This is a genomic window from Alteromonas sp. B31-7, from assembly GCF_015767655.1.
Taxonomy (GTDB): domain Bacteria; phylum Pseudomonadota; class Gammaproteobacteria; order Enterobacterales; family Alteromonadaceae; genus Alteromonas; species Alteromonas australica.
The window spans coordinates 1740945-1756872 of sequence record NZ_CP065233.1; the positions used below are offsets into that span (position 1 = coordinate 1740945).

General features: G+C 45.4%; 13 protein-coding genes. 4 read left to right on the forward strand and 9 right to left on the reverse strand.

What is annotated here, in order from left to right:
- Nucleotides 1-79: 79 nt before the first annotated feature.
- Together IUA53_RS07390 and IUA53_RS07395 are read right to left on the reverse strand one after the other, a co-directional pair.
- Nucleotides 80-1468, reverse strand: a complete 1389-nt coding sequence (locus IUA53_RS07390) for a sensor histidine kinase (RefSeq protein WP_196898961.1) — start codon at nt 1466-1468, stop codon at nt 80-82.
- Nucleotides 1465-2994, reverse strand: coding sequence for a DUF3369 domain-containing protein (locus tag IUA53_RS07395; RefSeq protein ID WP_044447843.1), 1530 nt, complete (start codon nt 2992-2994; stop codon nt 1465-1467). The genes IUA53_RS07390 and IUA53_RS07395 overlap by 4 nt, the downstream gene beginning before the upstream one ends.
- Before the next feature lie 290 nt (nt 2995-3284).
- Between IUA53_RS07395 and IUA53_RS07400 the strand changes: the two genes are divergently transcribed.
- The gene (locus tag IUA53_RS07400; protein ID WP_044057407.1) at nt 3285-3956 is read left to right on the forward strand and encodes a nitroreductase; all 672 of its coding nucleotides are present in this window, start codon (nt 3285-3287) and stop codon (nt 3954-3956) included.
- Here the strand turns inward: IUA53_RS07400 and IUA53_RS07405 are convergent.
- Together IUA53_RS07405 and IUA53_RS07410 are read right to left on the reverse strand one after the other, a co-directional pair.
- Entirely contained in the window at nt 3953-5320 is a 1368-nt protein-coding gene (locus IUA53_RS07405) for a sensor histidine kinase (protein WP_044447840.1), read from the reverse strand. The two genes, IUA53_RS07400 and IUA53_RS07405, sit on opposite strands and share 4 nt — an antisense overlap.
- A gap of 11 nt (nt 5321-5331) precedes the next feature.
- Nucleotides 5332-6045: a response regulator transcription factor gene (locus IUA53_RS07410; protein WP_044057405.1), complete on the reverse strand. Its 714-nt coding sequence runs from the start codon at nt 6043-6045 to the stop codon at nt 5332-5334.
- A gap of 167 nt (nt 6046-6212) precedes the next feature.
- On the opposite strand from IUA53_RS07410, the gene IUA53_RS07415 reads away from it, so the two are divergent.
- From IUA53_RS07415 to IUA53_RS07425, 3 genes are all read left to right on the forward strand, one after another.
- On the forward strand, nt 6213-6665 hold the full coding sequence (locus tag IUA53_RS07415) for a Spy/CpxP family protein refolding chaperone (protein WP_044447838.1): 453 nt from the start codon (nt 6213-6215) through the stop codon (nt 6663-6665).
- Nucleotides 6666-6920: 255 nt separating this feature from the next.
- Nucleotides 6921-7298 carry a hypothetical protein gene (locus IUA53_RS07420; RefSeq protein WP_156141779.1) on the forward strand — a complete coding sequence of 126 codons (378 nt, stop codon included), beginning with the start codon at nt 6921-6923 and terminating at the stop codon, nt 7296-7298.
- 358 nt (nt 7299-7656) lie between these two features.
- Nucleotides 7657-8901: a hypothetical protein gene (locus tag IUA53_RS07425; protein WP_231401280.1), complete on the forward strand. Its 1245-nt coding sequence runs from the start codon at nt 7657-7659 to the stop codon at nt 8899-8901.
- On the opposite strand, the gene IUA53_RS07430 is transcribed toward IUA53_RS07425, so the two are convergent.
- From IUA53_RS07430 to manD, 5 genes are all read right to left on the reverse strand, one after another.
- Nucleotides 8895-10799 (reverse strand): putative bifunctional diguanylate cyclase/phosphodiesterase, encoded by a 1905-nt coding sequence (locus tag IUA53_RS07430; protein ID WP_231401281.1) that lies wholly within the window; start codon nt 10797-10799, stop codon nt 8895-8897. The two genes, IUA53_RS07425 and IUA53_RS07430, sit on opposite strands and share 7 nt — an antisense overlap.
- 61 nt (nt 10800-10860) lie before the next feature.
- Nucleotides 10861-11715, reverse strand: coding sequence for a hypothetical protein (locus IUA53_RS07435; RefSeq protein ID WP_044447834.1), 855 nt, complete (start codon nt 11713-11715; stop codon nt 10861-10863).
- Nucleotides 11715-13499: a sodium:solute symporter family transporter gene (locus IUA53_RS07440; RefSeq protein WP_044447831.1), complete on the reverse strand. Its 1785-nt coding sequence runs from the start codon at nt 13497-13499 to the stop codon at nt 11715-11717. The genes IUA53_RS07435 and IUA53_RS07440 overlap by 1 nt, the downstream gene beginning before the upstream one ends.
- Before the next feature lie 10 nt (nt 13500-13509).
- Nucleotides 13510-14643, reverse strand: coding sequence for a Gfo/Idh/MocA family protein (locus IUA53_RS07445; RefSeq protein ID WP_044447829.1), 1134 nt, complete (start codon nt 14641-14643; stop codon nt 13510-13512).
- Between the two features lie 42 nt (nt 14644-14685).
- Nucleotides 14686-15903, reverse strand: coding sequence for a D-mannonate dehydratase ManD (gene manD, locus IUA53_RS07450; protein ID WP_231401282.1), 1218 nt, complete (start codon nt 15901-15903; stop codon nt 14686-14688).
- Nucleotides 15904-15928 lie beyond the last annotated feature (25 nt).

A 15928-nucleotide genomic window follows, 5' to 3' on the forward strand; every position in this document is an offset into this window, starting at 1 on the left:
AAAGCGGATGTGATGATTAACCATAGCGCAAAATTCAAGGGCACATGAAATTAATCGTATTTTTGTGACGTTAATCGCGTTAACTGACCGGGATCATCACATCCACTTTCGTGCCCTTATTCGGGGCAGACGTGAGTGTAATTTCGCCGTTAAGCTTTTGATTGACTAGATTGAACAGAATGGGTAACCCTAAGCCCGTGCCTCCCTGATTTCGGGCGGTGGTGTAGAAAGGTTCGAATACTTTTTTATGTAGGTGGTCGGGAATGCCTTTTCCGTTGTCACTTACGCAAATCGAAATATGGTTTCCTCTTCGTTTGCAGTCAAGGTGAATACTGCGGTTGTGTGAAGGGGGGAGTTGCGCGTCTTCTTGCTGCGCGCTAAAAGCATGGCGTTGGGCATTGGATATTAAATTCGTGAGCAGTTGCGCAATTATTCCTGGGCAGGTGGTAAGCCTAAGGTGAGGCTCAATATCCATAGACAGGGATATACGTTCTTTTTTAAGCATAGGCCCCAGAGGATTACACACAGCAGGTATGTACTCGTCGAGTGCTATTTCTTGAATTTCTAGTGATGTTTGGTCTGCCGATGTGCGTTTGAAATCTTGAATTAGCTTTGCAGCACGCATTAGGCTCACTTCAGCAAGGTTTAATCCTTCTGCGCTATTGGCATTAAAGTCGCGGAAGCCTTGTTCTGTAAGTTTGTCGCCCTCAAAGTCGCGATATACGCGCTTTAATTCTTCTTTGCAATTACTCACTGCCGTTAGCGCAATACCCAGTGGTGTATTTACCTCGTGCGCAATGCCTGCCACCAAGTTGCCCAATGCGGCCATTTTTTCCGACTCAACAAGTTTTTCTTGTGCTTGTTCTAGTGTTAGCAAGGTCGCTTCTAATTCTGCGGTGCGGGCTTTAACTTTGTTTTCAAGGGTTTGGTTTGCTTCTAGCAATTGGGCTTGGTAGTCGGCTCGCTCATTTGCACTTACCGCGCGCCCATACAGGTCGGCCAATGAACCGGCAAATACAATTTCATCGGCGTGCCATTGCCTAGGCTTACCCTGATGTTCGCAGCATATAATGCCAATCATTTTACCTCTATGGCGAATGGGCACATCTAACATAGACGCAATGTTTAATGGTGACAGGTAAACGTCGGCAAACTCTGCAGTGGCAGGGTCTGTCTTAGCATCATTGGCGGCAATACTTCGTTCTTTGTTTAGTGCCTTAAAGTAATTTGGGAAATCATCGCGGCTAAGGGCCAAACTTTCACTGTCTAAATCGTTGCCCTTGTCTATCAGTAGCTTGCAGTTAATTTTTGATTGCGTATTGTCATATAGCCAAATGCCCGCACGGCTAATTTTTAACCCTTCGCATACAGAATCAATGATAAGGCGTGAGGCTAACGCTAACTCTCCTTGGTCAATATCTGTACTTTGGCTTACCCGCAGCAAAATTAACTCAAGGACTTCTCTCATTCTTCTTCATCCGGTTGTTGTGCGCGAATTTCAAGGATTTTGTCGAAATTTTCAAGCAAGATTTTGGTGATGAGAGGGTCAAACTGTGCGCCTGCGTTTTCTTCAAGGTATGCCTTTACCTGACTTCCGCTCCATGCGGGTTTATAACACCGTTTCGACAAGAGCGCATCCACCACATCAACAATGGCCATAATGCGACCTTCTATGGGAATGTCATCTCCGGCTAAACCTTCGGGGTAGCCTTTACCGTCCCATCTTTCATGGTGTGTTTTAGCGATGATTGCGCCCATTTTTGCCACTATTCGATCGGAATCTGCTAAGAGTTCATAGCCTTTTTGAGCATGGGTTTTCATCACTTCCCACTCTTGGGGATCAAGCTTGCCAGGTTTGTGCAGTATGCTTTCAGGAATACTGATTTTTCCCACGTCATGAAGGGCTGATGCGTAGCGGATGGTGTCAATGAATTCTTGGGGCATAAAGAGCTTTTCAGCCAAAAACTCGGTCATGAGTATAACCCGCCGTACGTGGCCACCGGTTTCTTTACTGCGCATTTCTATGGCGTCGCTTAACACCATTATCAGTTCTTTCTGGGTTTGCTGAATGTCTTCTTTTTGCGTGAGATTTTGAAATATAACCGCCACGTTAGAAGCAAACATTTCCAACGTTTTTCTTTGTACCTCATTAAGTGGGCCGTCCAGTTTTACATACAAAATGTTGTGGCTGTCTTGCCCTGAAGGGTAATACCCTATGAAAAGCGTATCCGACTGATAATGGCTTTTACTTTTCAACACAAGGGCCACTTTCTCTTCAATATCTGGAGGAATATGAGTAGATATGCCAGGCTCACACAGGGTTAAGAGATCGCCACTGGCACCCAGCACGGTCATCTTGGTGTCACCGTACAAATCGGTGTGTTGTGTGGTTAGGTACAACACTGAATTATTGAGATTAAGCAAGGTAAGAATTTGTTTTAAAACCGCAGAGCCAAACTGAGAGAGAGATTGGCTGGCCAACACTGAAGATGACGACTGTAGCACTTCCTCCATACCCCGTTTGCCGCGCTCGATGGTTCTAATATCACGAAAAGAACGAATAGCGGTATACACGCAGGATTTTAGTTTTATTGACGACAACTCGGTTTTCGCTTTGTAATCGTTAATGTCGTAGGAACGAATAACGTCTTCTTCGGGGGCTTGACCGGGCTGCCCTGTGCGTAGAATTAATCGAGTAGTGTGATTATTGAGTTCATTGCGAATTGCATCAACAAGCTTTAATCCCGCATCGTCTGTTTCCATAACGACGTCGACAAAGGCTAACGCAATATCTGGTGTTTCTCTAAAGAGGGTAAGGCCTTCTTCGCCGCTATAAGCTGACAAAAATTCAACCGGGCGATCCTCGAAATTAAATGTCTTTAGCGTCAGTTTTGTGACGTCGTGCACACCTTCTTCGTCATCAATGATGGCAATTTTCCAAGGCGTTCGGTTGGTGACGTTGGAGCTAGCTAATGACTTCTTAAATAACGGCATTGATTCGTGTTTTCCCATTACCCTACAGTAAAACGTAAGACACAAATAGGCGTTGCGCAAATGTGCGGTATACGGAAGCGGCCAGATTCATTCGAAAGTATGAATAATACGCTCGGTGAATATCAGTGGGTATAATTAACTATAAAAACAATCAATCCATAAACTGCCGCTTTTGCATTGCGTCGAGCAATCACGATGTTTACTCTATTTTAACAATTTCCTATGCCAATACAGCGCTAGCGGCAAAGTATCGAGTAAAACGCTGGCGCGCTGAATGAAAAGGGGTAACTATGAATTTTGCGGAGTTTGCTGCATCACGAAAAAGTGTGCGAGGGTTCACTAAACAACCGGTGACAAGAGAAACGGTAGACGCCATTATAAACGCCGCTAAATGGGCGCCTTCGTCGTACAATACGCAAACATGGAAAATTCATGCAGTATCTGGCGAGGTGTTGGATAATATTCGTAAGGGCAACACTGAAAATACATTGGCGGGAAAACCTCACGTTCGCGATTTTCCTTATAAAGAGGATTATGAGGGAGTGCATCGTCAGCGACAAATAGACGTGGCTGTACAGCTTTTTGACGTGATGGGAATAGCACGGGAAGATAAAGAAAAGCGAATGGAATGGATGATGCGAGGCTTTCGTCAGTTTGACGCGCCAGTGTCTCTCGTACTCACTTACGATAAAAGCCTTGAGCCCGCAGGCATCACCCAATTTGGTTTAGGTTCGTTAGCGTACGGTATCGTTTTAGCGGCATGGGACTTAGGTTTGGGGTGCGTCATTAATGGCCAAGGTATTATGCAGTCTGAAGTGGTTCACAAGTATGCGAATATTCCAGATAATGAAGCGATTATGATTTGTATCGCATTGGGTTATCCTGACCCAGATTTTCCAGCTAACACAGTACGTTCAACCCGCGCGGATAACGAAGAGTTTGTAACCTACCACGGGTTTTAATCCCGTGGTGCAACATTTTTAGGTAGGGTAACTTCTACGCTAAGCCCCCCGTCGCTGGGACTCGTCATATGAAGTTGCCCTCCATGTTTATGAATGGCTTTTAACGCAATGCTTAAGCCTAGGCCAAACCCTTGTGTATGCATTTGGTTTCCTGCGCGGTAAAAAGGTTGCAGCAATTTTTCAATTTCATCTTTGTTTACCCCTGGGCCATGATCTCGCACGCGAATCACCACATTGTCGTGAAGAGGTTCTATCGTGACGTCTACCGATTCCCCCTTATTAGAATACTTACATGCATTGCCAATGATGTTGTCTAACGCTTGATGAACAGCTTCTGGAAAACACATAATTAGACTTTGCTGTGCGCCGCCTTTAGGTGGCGTTAATGTAGTGGGTATACCAGGGTAGTTAACCGCCATATCGTCAAGAATGCGTTCACAAAGCGCCAGAAGATCGCATTGTTTCGGCTCGGGCATTGTGTTTTCTAAGGTAGAAAAATTCAAAATTTGCTGTATGAGTTGATCGATACGATGACAATCGTTATGAATTTGTTTTACGTGGCGATTATCTGGCTGTTTTTGCTCAATAATAGCGGCTGACGCTTGTAAACGCGCTAACGGTGCACGTAACTCATGGGATACATCATGAAGTAACCGTTGCTGGGCGCTAGCCGCTTCATGGGTTTTGCTTACCATAAAGTTAATGTCTGTGGCCAAATCACCCAGTTCATCTCCCCGATTAAGCATGGGCGAAGGCAGGGATGAAATGGTTTGTTCGTTAGCGTACTTTCGACTAAATGCCCCTAAATATTTAATAGGCTTAACAATAGTCCAGCTAAGCAAGGCGCTCACTAGGGCTGAGGCAATGAATATGAAAACAAACTGTAGTGACTGAAATCGATACAGTACCTGCTTTAAGATACGAGGGGCTTGAGGACGGTGCACAAACACCGAGTATTGCGCGTTTGAAGGGCCATATACCTGTTGTTCGCTACGCTGTTCCGGTGGCACCTTATTCATTCTGTAATGAAATACGGTTTTGCCGTTAGCATCGAGAATAAGCATAGGCAAAAGTTCACCTCTGCGGTTTTCTCTTTGTCGTATCCAGTCTTTTATTTTACGCTTGGCAGTGCCACTGACTAAGGTTTCGTGCTCGTAGCGCCAGACAATGCGTTCCGCTTGTGAGGTAACCAGATTCAAGAATCGTTGATTGTTCTCATTAGAGGCATATTCGTTAACGAGCACGTAGCCTGTAGCCGCCATAACCGCTAAGCTAGCTACCCAAAAGGTAAGAAAAATACGCCAAAACAGGCGCTTAAACCCTAAACTTTGTCTTATATTTTGCCAAGCCGCGTTAACCCGCATCGTACGCTACCTCATTGTTCTTGCGGTTGTGGTGTGGTTAACATCTGATAACCTACGCCTCGAACGGATTTAATCACATCATTGACCCCAACCGCTGAAAGTTTTTGTCTAATGCGGCTAACATGCACATCCATGGCGCGATCGTAAGCTTCTAGTGGACGATTAAGTACTTCTTGGGTCATGTCTTGCTTCGTAATGGTTTGTCCTGCGCGTTCCATCAGTAAACTGAGAGCATTAAATTCTGCACCGGTTAACGTTAAAACTTCTTGGTTTACCGTGGCCGTTCGCGCGCCGGTATCCAGTACAATGCCGTGTAATTCCGTGTGCACCACGGCAGCGCTCTTTAATTGCTGAGTTCTACGAATAATTGCGCGAATGCGTGCACCCAATTCTCTTGGGTTGCAAGGTTTAGGTAAATAATCATCCGCGCCCATCTCTAAACCGACAATACGGTCAATGTCATCACCACGACCGGTTAACATCAAAATGGGTGTCTGCTTTTTAGCGCGTACGGTTCGTAGTACATCCAGCCCTGACATGCCAGGCATCATAATATCTAGTACTACCGTGTCGTACTTGTTGGTGTTTAACAAGGTGTCTACTGCTTTATCGCCACTATGAAGCGTGTCGACGGTAAAACCGTCACCCTCCAGAAATTCACCTAACAAGGCGCATAGGTCTACGTCGTCATCAACCAGTAATATGTTGTACTTTTCATTTTCCATAAAACGAAGCTTAACCTTTTTAATTGTGGGTAATTTTCAACTTTACCGAACTTTACACTAGCTTAACCCTACTTATCGATTGATTCACTCATACTTAGTTCCGTTGATGAAACAACATTCTTTTTCACGTCATGCATCATCATGACAAAACAAGTAGGAAGATTAAGATGAAAAAATTAATTACCGGTGTTTTATTAAGTGCATGTATCGCAACTACCGCTTTTGCAGGTGGTAAGCATTCAGATGAGCGCAGAGGCGAAGGTTTTTTCCCCATTCATAAAATGGTTAAAGTGCTTGAGTTAACTGATGAACAAAAAGCACAGTTTAAAGCGTTAAAAGAAGAGCTAAAGGCTGAGCGAGAAGTTAAAAAATCTCAAATGCGCGGTGATGATTCAGGCAGGATCAAGCTAGCTGGCTTAAATCCAGATGATGCCGATTATCAAGAAAAGCTAAACGCATTGGCAGAGCAAAAAGCAGAGCGTGCTAAAGCGCGTTTCTTAAAAATGGCTGAAGTTCGCGAAAAAATCAGCGACATCTTAACTGATGAGCAGCTAGAAAAGTTTGATGAAATGGCTCAAAAGCAGGGTAAACGCGGAAAAAAGCATCATAGACATAGCTAAAGTTTCCCTATCGTCATCTTGTCGGTAATCGCAAAAGCGCCTTTTTAAAGGCGCTTTTTTCATTTTATGGCGGCCATTAACATTTATAGGTGGGCAAGTCAGTTTAGTAAAGATTGTTTAAAGGGTGTTGTTCAGCAGGCTTTATGCCGCACACTTTGTGAGCGTTGGCACACAGGTTTTTAGCGAGTGGTACGTGATCGCGCCGAAATGTCATGCGTGTTTTTCTCTATTTTGTTGTGCAATAAAGGTTTGCAAATGTTTAATAACACCTCTTTCTTTTTACGATTGTTCTCCCTGGCGGCATTGAGCTCTATGGCATTGATGGGATGTAATTCTGATTCTTCCTCCTCAACAACCACCGATGTTACAACGTCAGACACGTCCAGCGAGGACGATACTACGACATCAGATACTACTGTTAGCGAATATGAAACCGATAATTCTATTGGTCTGATACTAAACTCTTCTAATGCGCAAAATGGCTATGCCTTATTTGGTGGCTTGCGCTTTAATCAAACCTATTTAATCGACAATTGTGGTGAGGTGGTTCAAAGCTGGGATTCAGATTACAGCACCATGTCTGCCTATTTGCTTGAAAATGGCTCTGATTATACTTGCGAGCTTTTCGAGTAAAACGGCACTTTTCTGCAACTGATGGCGTAATAGCAACCACTAAATACCCATGGGTATTCTGGTGGTTGTTTTATTCTCAATACGCTTTGTATACTTTCCTTCGCCTCTACAAGCCTACTTGCCCTCATTGTTTTGCTTACAATGAACGACGTCACGCGCACTTCGCCGAAATATCATGGAATGAAGATAGATAATTTACTTTAGTTCGAATATTTTAGGTGTCTGCTCGGTCAATGATATTAGCCGTTGAGCACACAAAGTTAACGTGCTGACATTGATCCAATAGGGATGATGATGGCGTTTAAGCCATGCCCAAATAGTTAAATTGTTGTTTGCCCATCCACACTAAGGAATTGTTATGTTAGGTAGAATAAAAAACCATGGCTGGTTAGCATATACCGCCATGTTAGCGTGTATGTTAGCGGGAGCCGCACACGCGGAGCGCAACCAACAAAGGCCTGAGGTTGCAAGTGAAGCAGGCGGACATGCCTTGGTTGATGTGGTTTTTTATCCGGTCGAAGGGGCGCAGCACAAAGTGCCGCAGTTTCGTGTAGAAACCAGTTGGCCTTCACTCCCTTCCACTTGGTTAATTGGCCAGGTGCCGGGCCTTGCGGTAGATAGCCAGGATAATGTGTGGATACTGCATCGTCCAAATTCATTAAGCCGTTTAGATTTGGGTTTAGAGAACGGTATGGGGCTATGTTGCGAGGCGGCGCCTCACGTGTTGCAGATTTCACCCCAAGGAAAGGTATTAGCCAGCTGGGGTGGTCCTGAAATCACACCTAGTATAGACGGCGAAAATCAATGGCCCAGCATCGTACACGGTTTGTTTGTGGATGATGAAGATACGATTTGGCTAGGCGGAAATGGTGACGGTGATCACGTAGTTTTAAATTTCAGCCCCAAGGGTGAGTTTATACGCCAATTTGGTGTGCGAGGAAAAACCGCCGGAAACTTGAGTGAAGAGGCACTAGGCAACCCAGCCGATATTTACCATAACACGCAAACGAAAAAAGTCTTCATTGCAGATGGCTATATCAACAAACGGATAACGGCCTATGATTCTACAGATAATGGGTTTGAGCAGTTGTGGGGGGCCTACGGCAAACCTCCGGGCGGCGGGACTCGCGAGGGCAGCTTCGATCAGTCTCAGGCAACGGCAAACGCTGCAAATACCAGCACAAAAGCAGAGAACTTTGGTGACATAGTTCATTGTGTCACACAAGCTGATGATGGCCGCATTTACGTGTGCGACAGACGCAATAATCGTATTCAAATATTTAAAGCAAACACCGATGGGCAGGTGGTGTTTTTGCAAGACCTCATTATTGAGGGAGATACAGGCGGACTAGGAACGGCCTCAGATATCGCGTTTTCGCCAGACAATAAATACATGTACGTGGCTGACATGATGAATGGGCGCGTGTGGATACTATGGCATGATACGTATGAAGTACTCGGTAGTTTTGGTCGCCCGGGGCGTTACCCAGGCCAGTTTACCTGGCTTCACAGTGTAGTGGTTGATAGCCAAGGAAATCTTTACACCTCGGAAGTGAATACCGGCCGACGGGTGCAGAAGTTTGTGTTATCGGGTTTTCAATAATGTGATTTAAGTTGTTGCGATAAGGTATCTGGGGGAAGGGGCTTCGACCAAAGGAAACCCTGACCACGGGTGCATCCTAGGTTTATTAATTTTGCAGCTGTAGATTCGTGTTCTATGCCCTCCGCCACTGTATTTAAATGTAGGCTTTTGGCCATGCTGATAATGGCGGTCACAAGCGGCAAGTTTTCGTTTGTCGGGCCTAGTTGTGTGACTAGGCTTCTGTCTATTTTAAGGGTTTGAGCATTAAATTTATGCAAATAGCTCAAGTTTGAGTAGCCTGTACCAAAGTCGTCGATAGCAATATTCACCCCTAAGCTAGCCAGCGCATCGAGTTGGTGTTGAATATTGGCCACGTCATCCATCAGTACAGACTCGGTAATTTCTAACTCCAATGCGTTGGCAGGCAAGTCGCTTTGGGCCAGTGCAAACTCCACAATAGAAGGCAGCTTTCCATCTTGAAACTGTAACGTTGAAAGGTTGACCGCCACACGCAAATGTTCAAACCCTTCTGCGCGCATTTTAGCGCAGAATAAGCAAGCTTCGTTCATCACCCACAGCCCAATATCGTTAATAATGCCGGCGGTCTCTGCTAAGGGAATAAAATACTCTGGAGAAATGAGCGAACCGTCTTGCTGAGGCCATCGAAGAAGCGCTTCAACAACTTCTAACTTGCTAGTTTCTAAATGAATAACAGGCTGGTAATAAACCTCAAATTCATCTTCGGCAATGGCGGTCTTAAGCCGTTGCATTATGGTGAATTTAGCTTCACTTTCGGCGTCGAGGGCTAAGTCATAATGCCTAAAGGTGTTTTTTCCGCCAGTTTTAGCGTGGTACATCGCAATGTCAGCTTTGCGACACAAGGATTTAAAGTTAATGCCGTGCTCTGGCGCTTGAACAATCCCTATTGAGGCCGACACTCTTACCCGTGTTTTACGGATTAAGAAGGTCGACGCACAGTGTAAAATAAGTGATTTGGCGAGGGTTTCCAGCTCTTCTTTGTACCCAAATTGGGTGAGCACCAAAAATTCATCGCCACCAAAGCGAATAAGATATTGTTCTTTTGATAAATTGCTGGTTATACGGTGGGTAAGTTGTTGCAATAATAAGTCGCCCGATTCATGACCTAAAGCATCATTAACGGGTTTGAAATTGTCTAAGTCGATAAAGAGAATGGCCAGGTTTTTATTGGTGTTCGCACAATTAGCCAGTAGCTGTGCGAAACGTTTTTCACCACAGCGTCTATTGGGAAGATTAGTTAACGCGTCATGATGAGCCAGATGCTGAATACGAGTACGGCTTTGTTGTACCTTTTTATGTTCATGCTTAAGAGACGACAACAAGCGTTTAATATCCTGCACCAGAATATACACACTCAAGCCTATAACCATTAAAATAATATTCAAAAAGACCACATGAGGCCATGTCAGTCTAGGAGTACTGGGCACAATGTGTCCGCTAAGCGTAAGCCACGCCATCAACAAACAAAGTGCAATTATCCATGCTAATACGGCAAGAAAAACGGCGACTCCGCCTAAAATAGCCGCGAATATAATGATGCCGGAAAAACCTAATACCGCGAGGTCATAAATGCCTGCCCCAGTTATCGCTAGGGCGAAAAGCATGCTAGACATTGCACCTAACAAGACCAAGCTTGCAGCCAGCAGCTTATGCTTGTAGCTAAGCGTAAAAGAGACGACGAGGCTGGCTAACCCTGTAACAATAATAGTAAAGGTTGAACTTTTGGCCACGGTGAGTGCAGCGAGTAAACCCAAAGCAGTCACACAGCCTATTTGCATCAAGCGCTGGCGTCTTATTTCGTGAAAAGTGTCAGGCTTACTGCTTATTCGATCTTTATAGATTCCGCTTAGCGCTTTCCAAATCATAGTTAAATAACGCAAGAATAGTACTGTTATTATAGCGTTTAGTTTCTGAAATATCTGTAGTAATTTACCTATTATTTTACGGGGTGGGGGACGATAATGCTGTCACTTTTTGTTTTATGGTGTGGTAATCGTGACTGCGAATAAAGCCCAAGGAAAACCGAGAGGGTGTCGTGAGATATTTGTTTTTATGTTGGCGGCCAAAACCGAGAACCGTCATAAAAGGGCGGCCCTCGTAACTATCAGGGGCTGTATCATCGGTATGATGTAATAAGTACAGCATTGACGAGGCTTGCGTATCGCCAAAGGCATACCATTCTGGGGAAGGGAGGTCGCCATGGAAGCTTTCTTGAATATTGCGGCGAGTAGGCGCCGCACTATTATAGTAGAAATCGCTGTCGTTTAGGGTGCCGCCCGGTACGCCTTCATATTGCACCCAGTATGTGTATCCCTGGCTTACTTTCGCCATCGTAAAATCTAGCCTGTCTGGATAAAAGTCCCACACTGCTTGCCATTGTTTATTACCAGAGTCCACGGTTATTTGTACGTGTTTTGCACTGTGATGGGTAATGTGACTGCTAGATAAATCCGTGCTCGCATTCACAGGGTGGAAGTAATTGCCATCTTGTTTGTGAACCGCGTTGGGAAACCCTCTATACTCCCCCTGCCAGCCAGAGCCTGGCGTGGGAGCAAAGCCAATCCAATCGTTACCGTCTGCATCAATCAGGGAGGACAACCCGCCGCCCTTTTTATCGAGATAATAGGTTGCGGTGGGTGTCTCAATAATGAAAACGGCCAAACCACCTGCCGTGGTGTCTACGCCGTGTCGCAAAGTGACGGCTTGTGGCTCGGCGACTGATGATGTATATAAGGTACACCCTTGCATTAATGGCAGAGTTAACATCACAAACATAAAAAATAAAACAGGCTTCATTACTTTTCACTCGCTAATGGTGAATGCACAGGTGGGTATGGTTTTTTCTTTGCGCTTTGTTTGAGCAATACGCCAATACATACCATGACTATGCTGCACACAAGAAACATGCCGCGCCCCCACAAAGGGTTGGGTATCAGCGTCATCGCTAGCATGCCGACACTCATAATTATCACCATAATGCCAAGTTTCTCTCGCTGCTGGCGGTCTACCTCGCTTTGCTCGTAATCGGCAATAACGGGGGTGGCTAAGTCTTCAAAAAATAAGTCGGTTTGGGCCTTGTGAGGGTCTTTATCACTGCGATAGAACCACGAGGTGGCACAGAAGAAGCCAGCCGTAATCACTAGGTGGGCTAAGATCATCAGCATCAGGCCTGCGTCAACGCTTTCTCGACGAGTGAGTACAATATTCAATTCCAGCCATGAGACCAGTTTATCTGGTGTAATTAGGTCAGACATTATCCACGACACCGCTAAGCCAATAATCACCGTTACCCATGGTGCCCATTGAGGCGTACGTTTAATTAATAGCCCAAATATCAATGGAATGAGTAAGGGGACTTGAATCATGGTGGACACGTTCATCATGAGTTCAAACAAGCTGAGTTCTTTTAATGATTTAAAGAATAGGGCCACCACAATCACTAAAATACCGCTGATAAAACTAACCAAACGGCTGACATTCAACAGATGTTGGTCTGATACCTCTTTGGCTTTTTTAAGCAAAAAAGGTTGGTACACGCTGCGCACATATATTCCGGCATTTTTGTTCAACGCTGAGTCCATGGATGACATAGAGGCAGCGAATAAACCGGCAAGCAACAAGCCTACGGTTCCTATTGGCATGGCGTTGCGCGTAAACACCAGATAAACCGCATCGCCGGCCTTATTGCCTAATTGGGGGTAAGCGCTGGCGGCGTCAGGATACAATATGGCAGCCGCCCAGGGCGGAATAAACCAGATAATACTGCCTACACCCATTAATACCATGGCTAAGAGCGCGGCTTTTCTGGCGTTAATGGAATCTTTGGCGTTTAAAAAACGAAATGAATCGTTCAGGTTCATGATAGTAATAAGTTGTTTGGCTAAGAAGAAAACAAAAGTACCAAACAACAATATGCCGTAATTCATATCAGGGCCCATCACAAAATCCACGGGGAAGTCGTTAACCAAGGCTACCGGGCCACCCACTTTTACTAACGCAACAATGGCACAAGCGGTGGAAATAATAGCGACAATGAGTGTTTGTACAAAGTCGGAGGCAACCACCCCCCAAGCCCCTGATAGTACGGAGACAAAGAGGACAGTCAAACCGGTGGCGATAATGGTTAGGCTAATATCGGCATTGAAGACGGCGCTTGAAAATACACCTAGTGCATTTAGCCATACCCCAGCATTAATCATGCTAAATACAATAAGCGCCCATGAAAAGAACAGCTCGTTTTGACTTCCAAAGCGACGCTTAATACCTTGAGTGGGCGTGTCTACCCGCATTTGACGAAAGCGGGCAGAAAAGTAGGCCCATCCACAAAAGTAGGCAAAGGTGTTGGCGAAAAACACTAAGCTAATGGCAAAACCATCACTAAAGGCTTTTCCCGCGGCCCCGGTAAATGTCCAAGCGGAAAATTGCGCCATAAAGGCGGTTGAGCCTACCATCCACCAAAGCATTCGGCCGCCACCGCGAAAATAATCGCTGGTTGAGTTTTTCGCCATTGATTTAAAGGCAAACCCAATGCCAATAATCAACAAGAAGTAGCCCGCAATAACCAGGTATTCATACATCATAAGAAGGCCTTTACAGTTGGCTAACGTCAACCCAGTTGTCGTTTTGACGAATTAAATCGATGAGTTTTTGGTATTGAGCGCCTTCTTTGAAGGTTTGATAGGGTTGCACGCCATTCCCTTGCACGTCTTCTATCAGTAGGCGAATAAGATAGCGCCAGTTTCGCTCGGTATCGCTTTCGCCTTCGGGAATACGTTCGATAATATCTTGTGGTAAAGGCTGCGCTTCCCAGTTTCCATTTCTGTATAAATATAAGGGGCCGCTGGCGTAGTGCCCCTTAATGTAAATAGCGCCTTTACTGCCGTACACCACAATGTGATCGTCGTTAAAACGAGGGTGAAGCCCCCCATGTTTAAACAATACCGACACAGGTTTCTTTGCTAGTTCGCTTTGAATCTGAGCCAAGACGGTATAAGACCACTCCACATTTGACTCTCCCCATGTCAAATCAGGATCGTTGATATCTTGTGGAATAAAGTCGCGGCGTTTTTTGAAATTGTGTACCCCTTCTACAATAGGGGCTTTGCCCAAGTCATCCCGCACTTCTCCCATCATGGATAAAAGGTGCTCTCCAATCATTGAGGTGACAATGGACAATTTATGGGTGAAATTGTTGTTGAGCCGACCGCCTCCATCTTCTTTTCTGTGAGACCAGCCATAGGGGATATGCTTTTCAAGATTAAAGTGAGAGATACATTCCACTTCTTGCGGTTCGCCTATTTCACCGGCTTCAATAAGTCGTTTTGCATGAATAACATCGGGCATGTAGCGAAAACTTGCGGCAAAGGCGGTTTTAACCTGCTTTTGTTCGGCAAGTTCGTACAGCCGTTGGGCAGACTCTCCGGTGGTAGATAAGGGCTTGTCACTAAAAACATGACACCCATGTTGTATGGCTTGGATAATGGGTATCTCATGTGCACCCCCTGGCGTTGCAATGGACACGATGTCGGGCTTTAATGTTTGCAACGCCTCTTCCCAGTGGGTTCCCGCGTACGGAATAGCCAACTGCGCTGCCACTTCCTTAACTACACTTTCTGTTCTTCCTACTATGCCAACCACTTCCGCGCCTGCATAACGGAAGGCTTCTGCGTGGCCTTGACCAGCAAAGCCAGTGCCTTGAATGAGTACTTTTATAGGTTTACGCATTGTTTAGTCCTGTCTGAATGTAGAGTGATTGCGGGTAAGCATTTACCAATGCCACATGGTGCCGTCTTCTAGGCGGCTGACGGGTAAATAAGACCGTTTATAGGGGTATTTTTTAGCCGCATCTTCGTTAAAACTTATTCCCAGACCTGGGAGGTCGCTAGGGAGTGCCATGCCATTTTCAACCCGGATGTCGTGGGTAAATACCTCGTTAAGTTGAGGGTTATCTAAACCAACAAATTCCTGAATACCAAAATTGGGTGCCCATATGTTGATGTGAAGATGGGTAGCAAAACACACTGGCGATAAATCTGGCGCACCATGGGGGGCAATGCGAACATCAAATACATTGGCAAATTCGGTGATTTTTCTCAAACCGGTTAGGCCACCTGCATGGGTTGCAGCGGTTCGAATAAAGTCTATCCATTGATGTTGAATAAGATCTTTGCATTCCCAGAGGGTGTTGTATGTTTCGCCTATGGCTAATGGCACAGTAGTATGGTGACGAATTAACTGATAGCTGTTTTGATTTTCCGCGATAGCCGCGTCTTCTAAAAAATAGAGATGGTAGGGTTCTAACAATTTCCCTAGTCGCGCCGCTTCAATGGGAGTTAATCGGCTGTGTACGTCGTGAAGAAGGTGTACTTCTTCGCCTAGCCGTTTGCGTGCTTGTCTAAATAATTCAACCACAACGGAGAAGTACTTTTGTGTACACCAAGGCTCTTCCGGAGGGAGTGGACGATTACCCTGTAACTCAAAATAGTCTTTTTTATCACCAAGTACCCCGTAGGTAGCCGTTAGGCCTGGTATGGCGGTTTGTAAACGAACGGCGCGGAAGCCTTGGTTAATCAAATGTTCGGCTTTTGAGAGGGTACTGTCAATGCATTCACCACTGGCATGGGCATAAAGAGTAACCCCCGTACGGCTTTTTCCCCCAAGCAACTGGTGAACGGGTAGGCCTGCGACTTTCCCTTTAATATCCCACAGTGCCATGTCGATACCTGCAATCGCCGCCATGTTAACCGGTCCTTTGCGCCAGTAAACGCCCTTATAAAGGTATTGCCAAATATCTTCGATATTTTGGGCGTCTTTGCCAATCAAACAAGGAGCAATATGCTGTTCCAGACAACTCACTACGGCCATTTCACGACCGTTTAACGTGGCATCCCCTATGCCTGTTGTGCCATCTTCTGTGGTGACTTTCACAGTGACAAAGTTCCTACCTGGGCTACACACGAATACTTGTATTTGACTAATCTTCACGGCCATCTACCTTCTAAAAATCAAT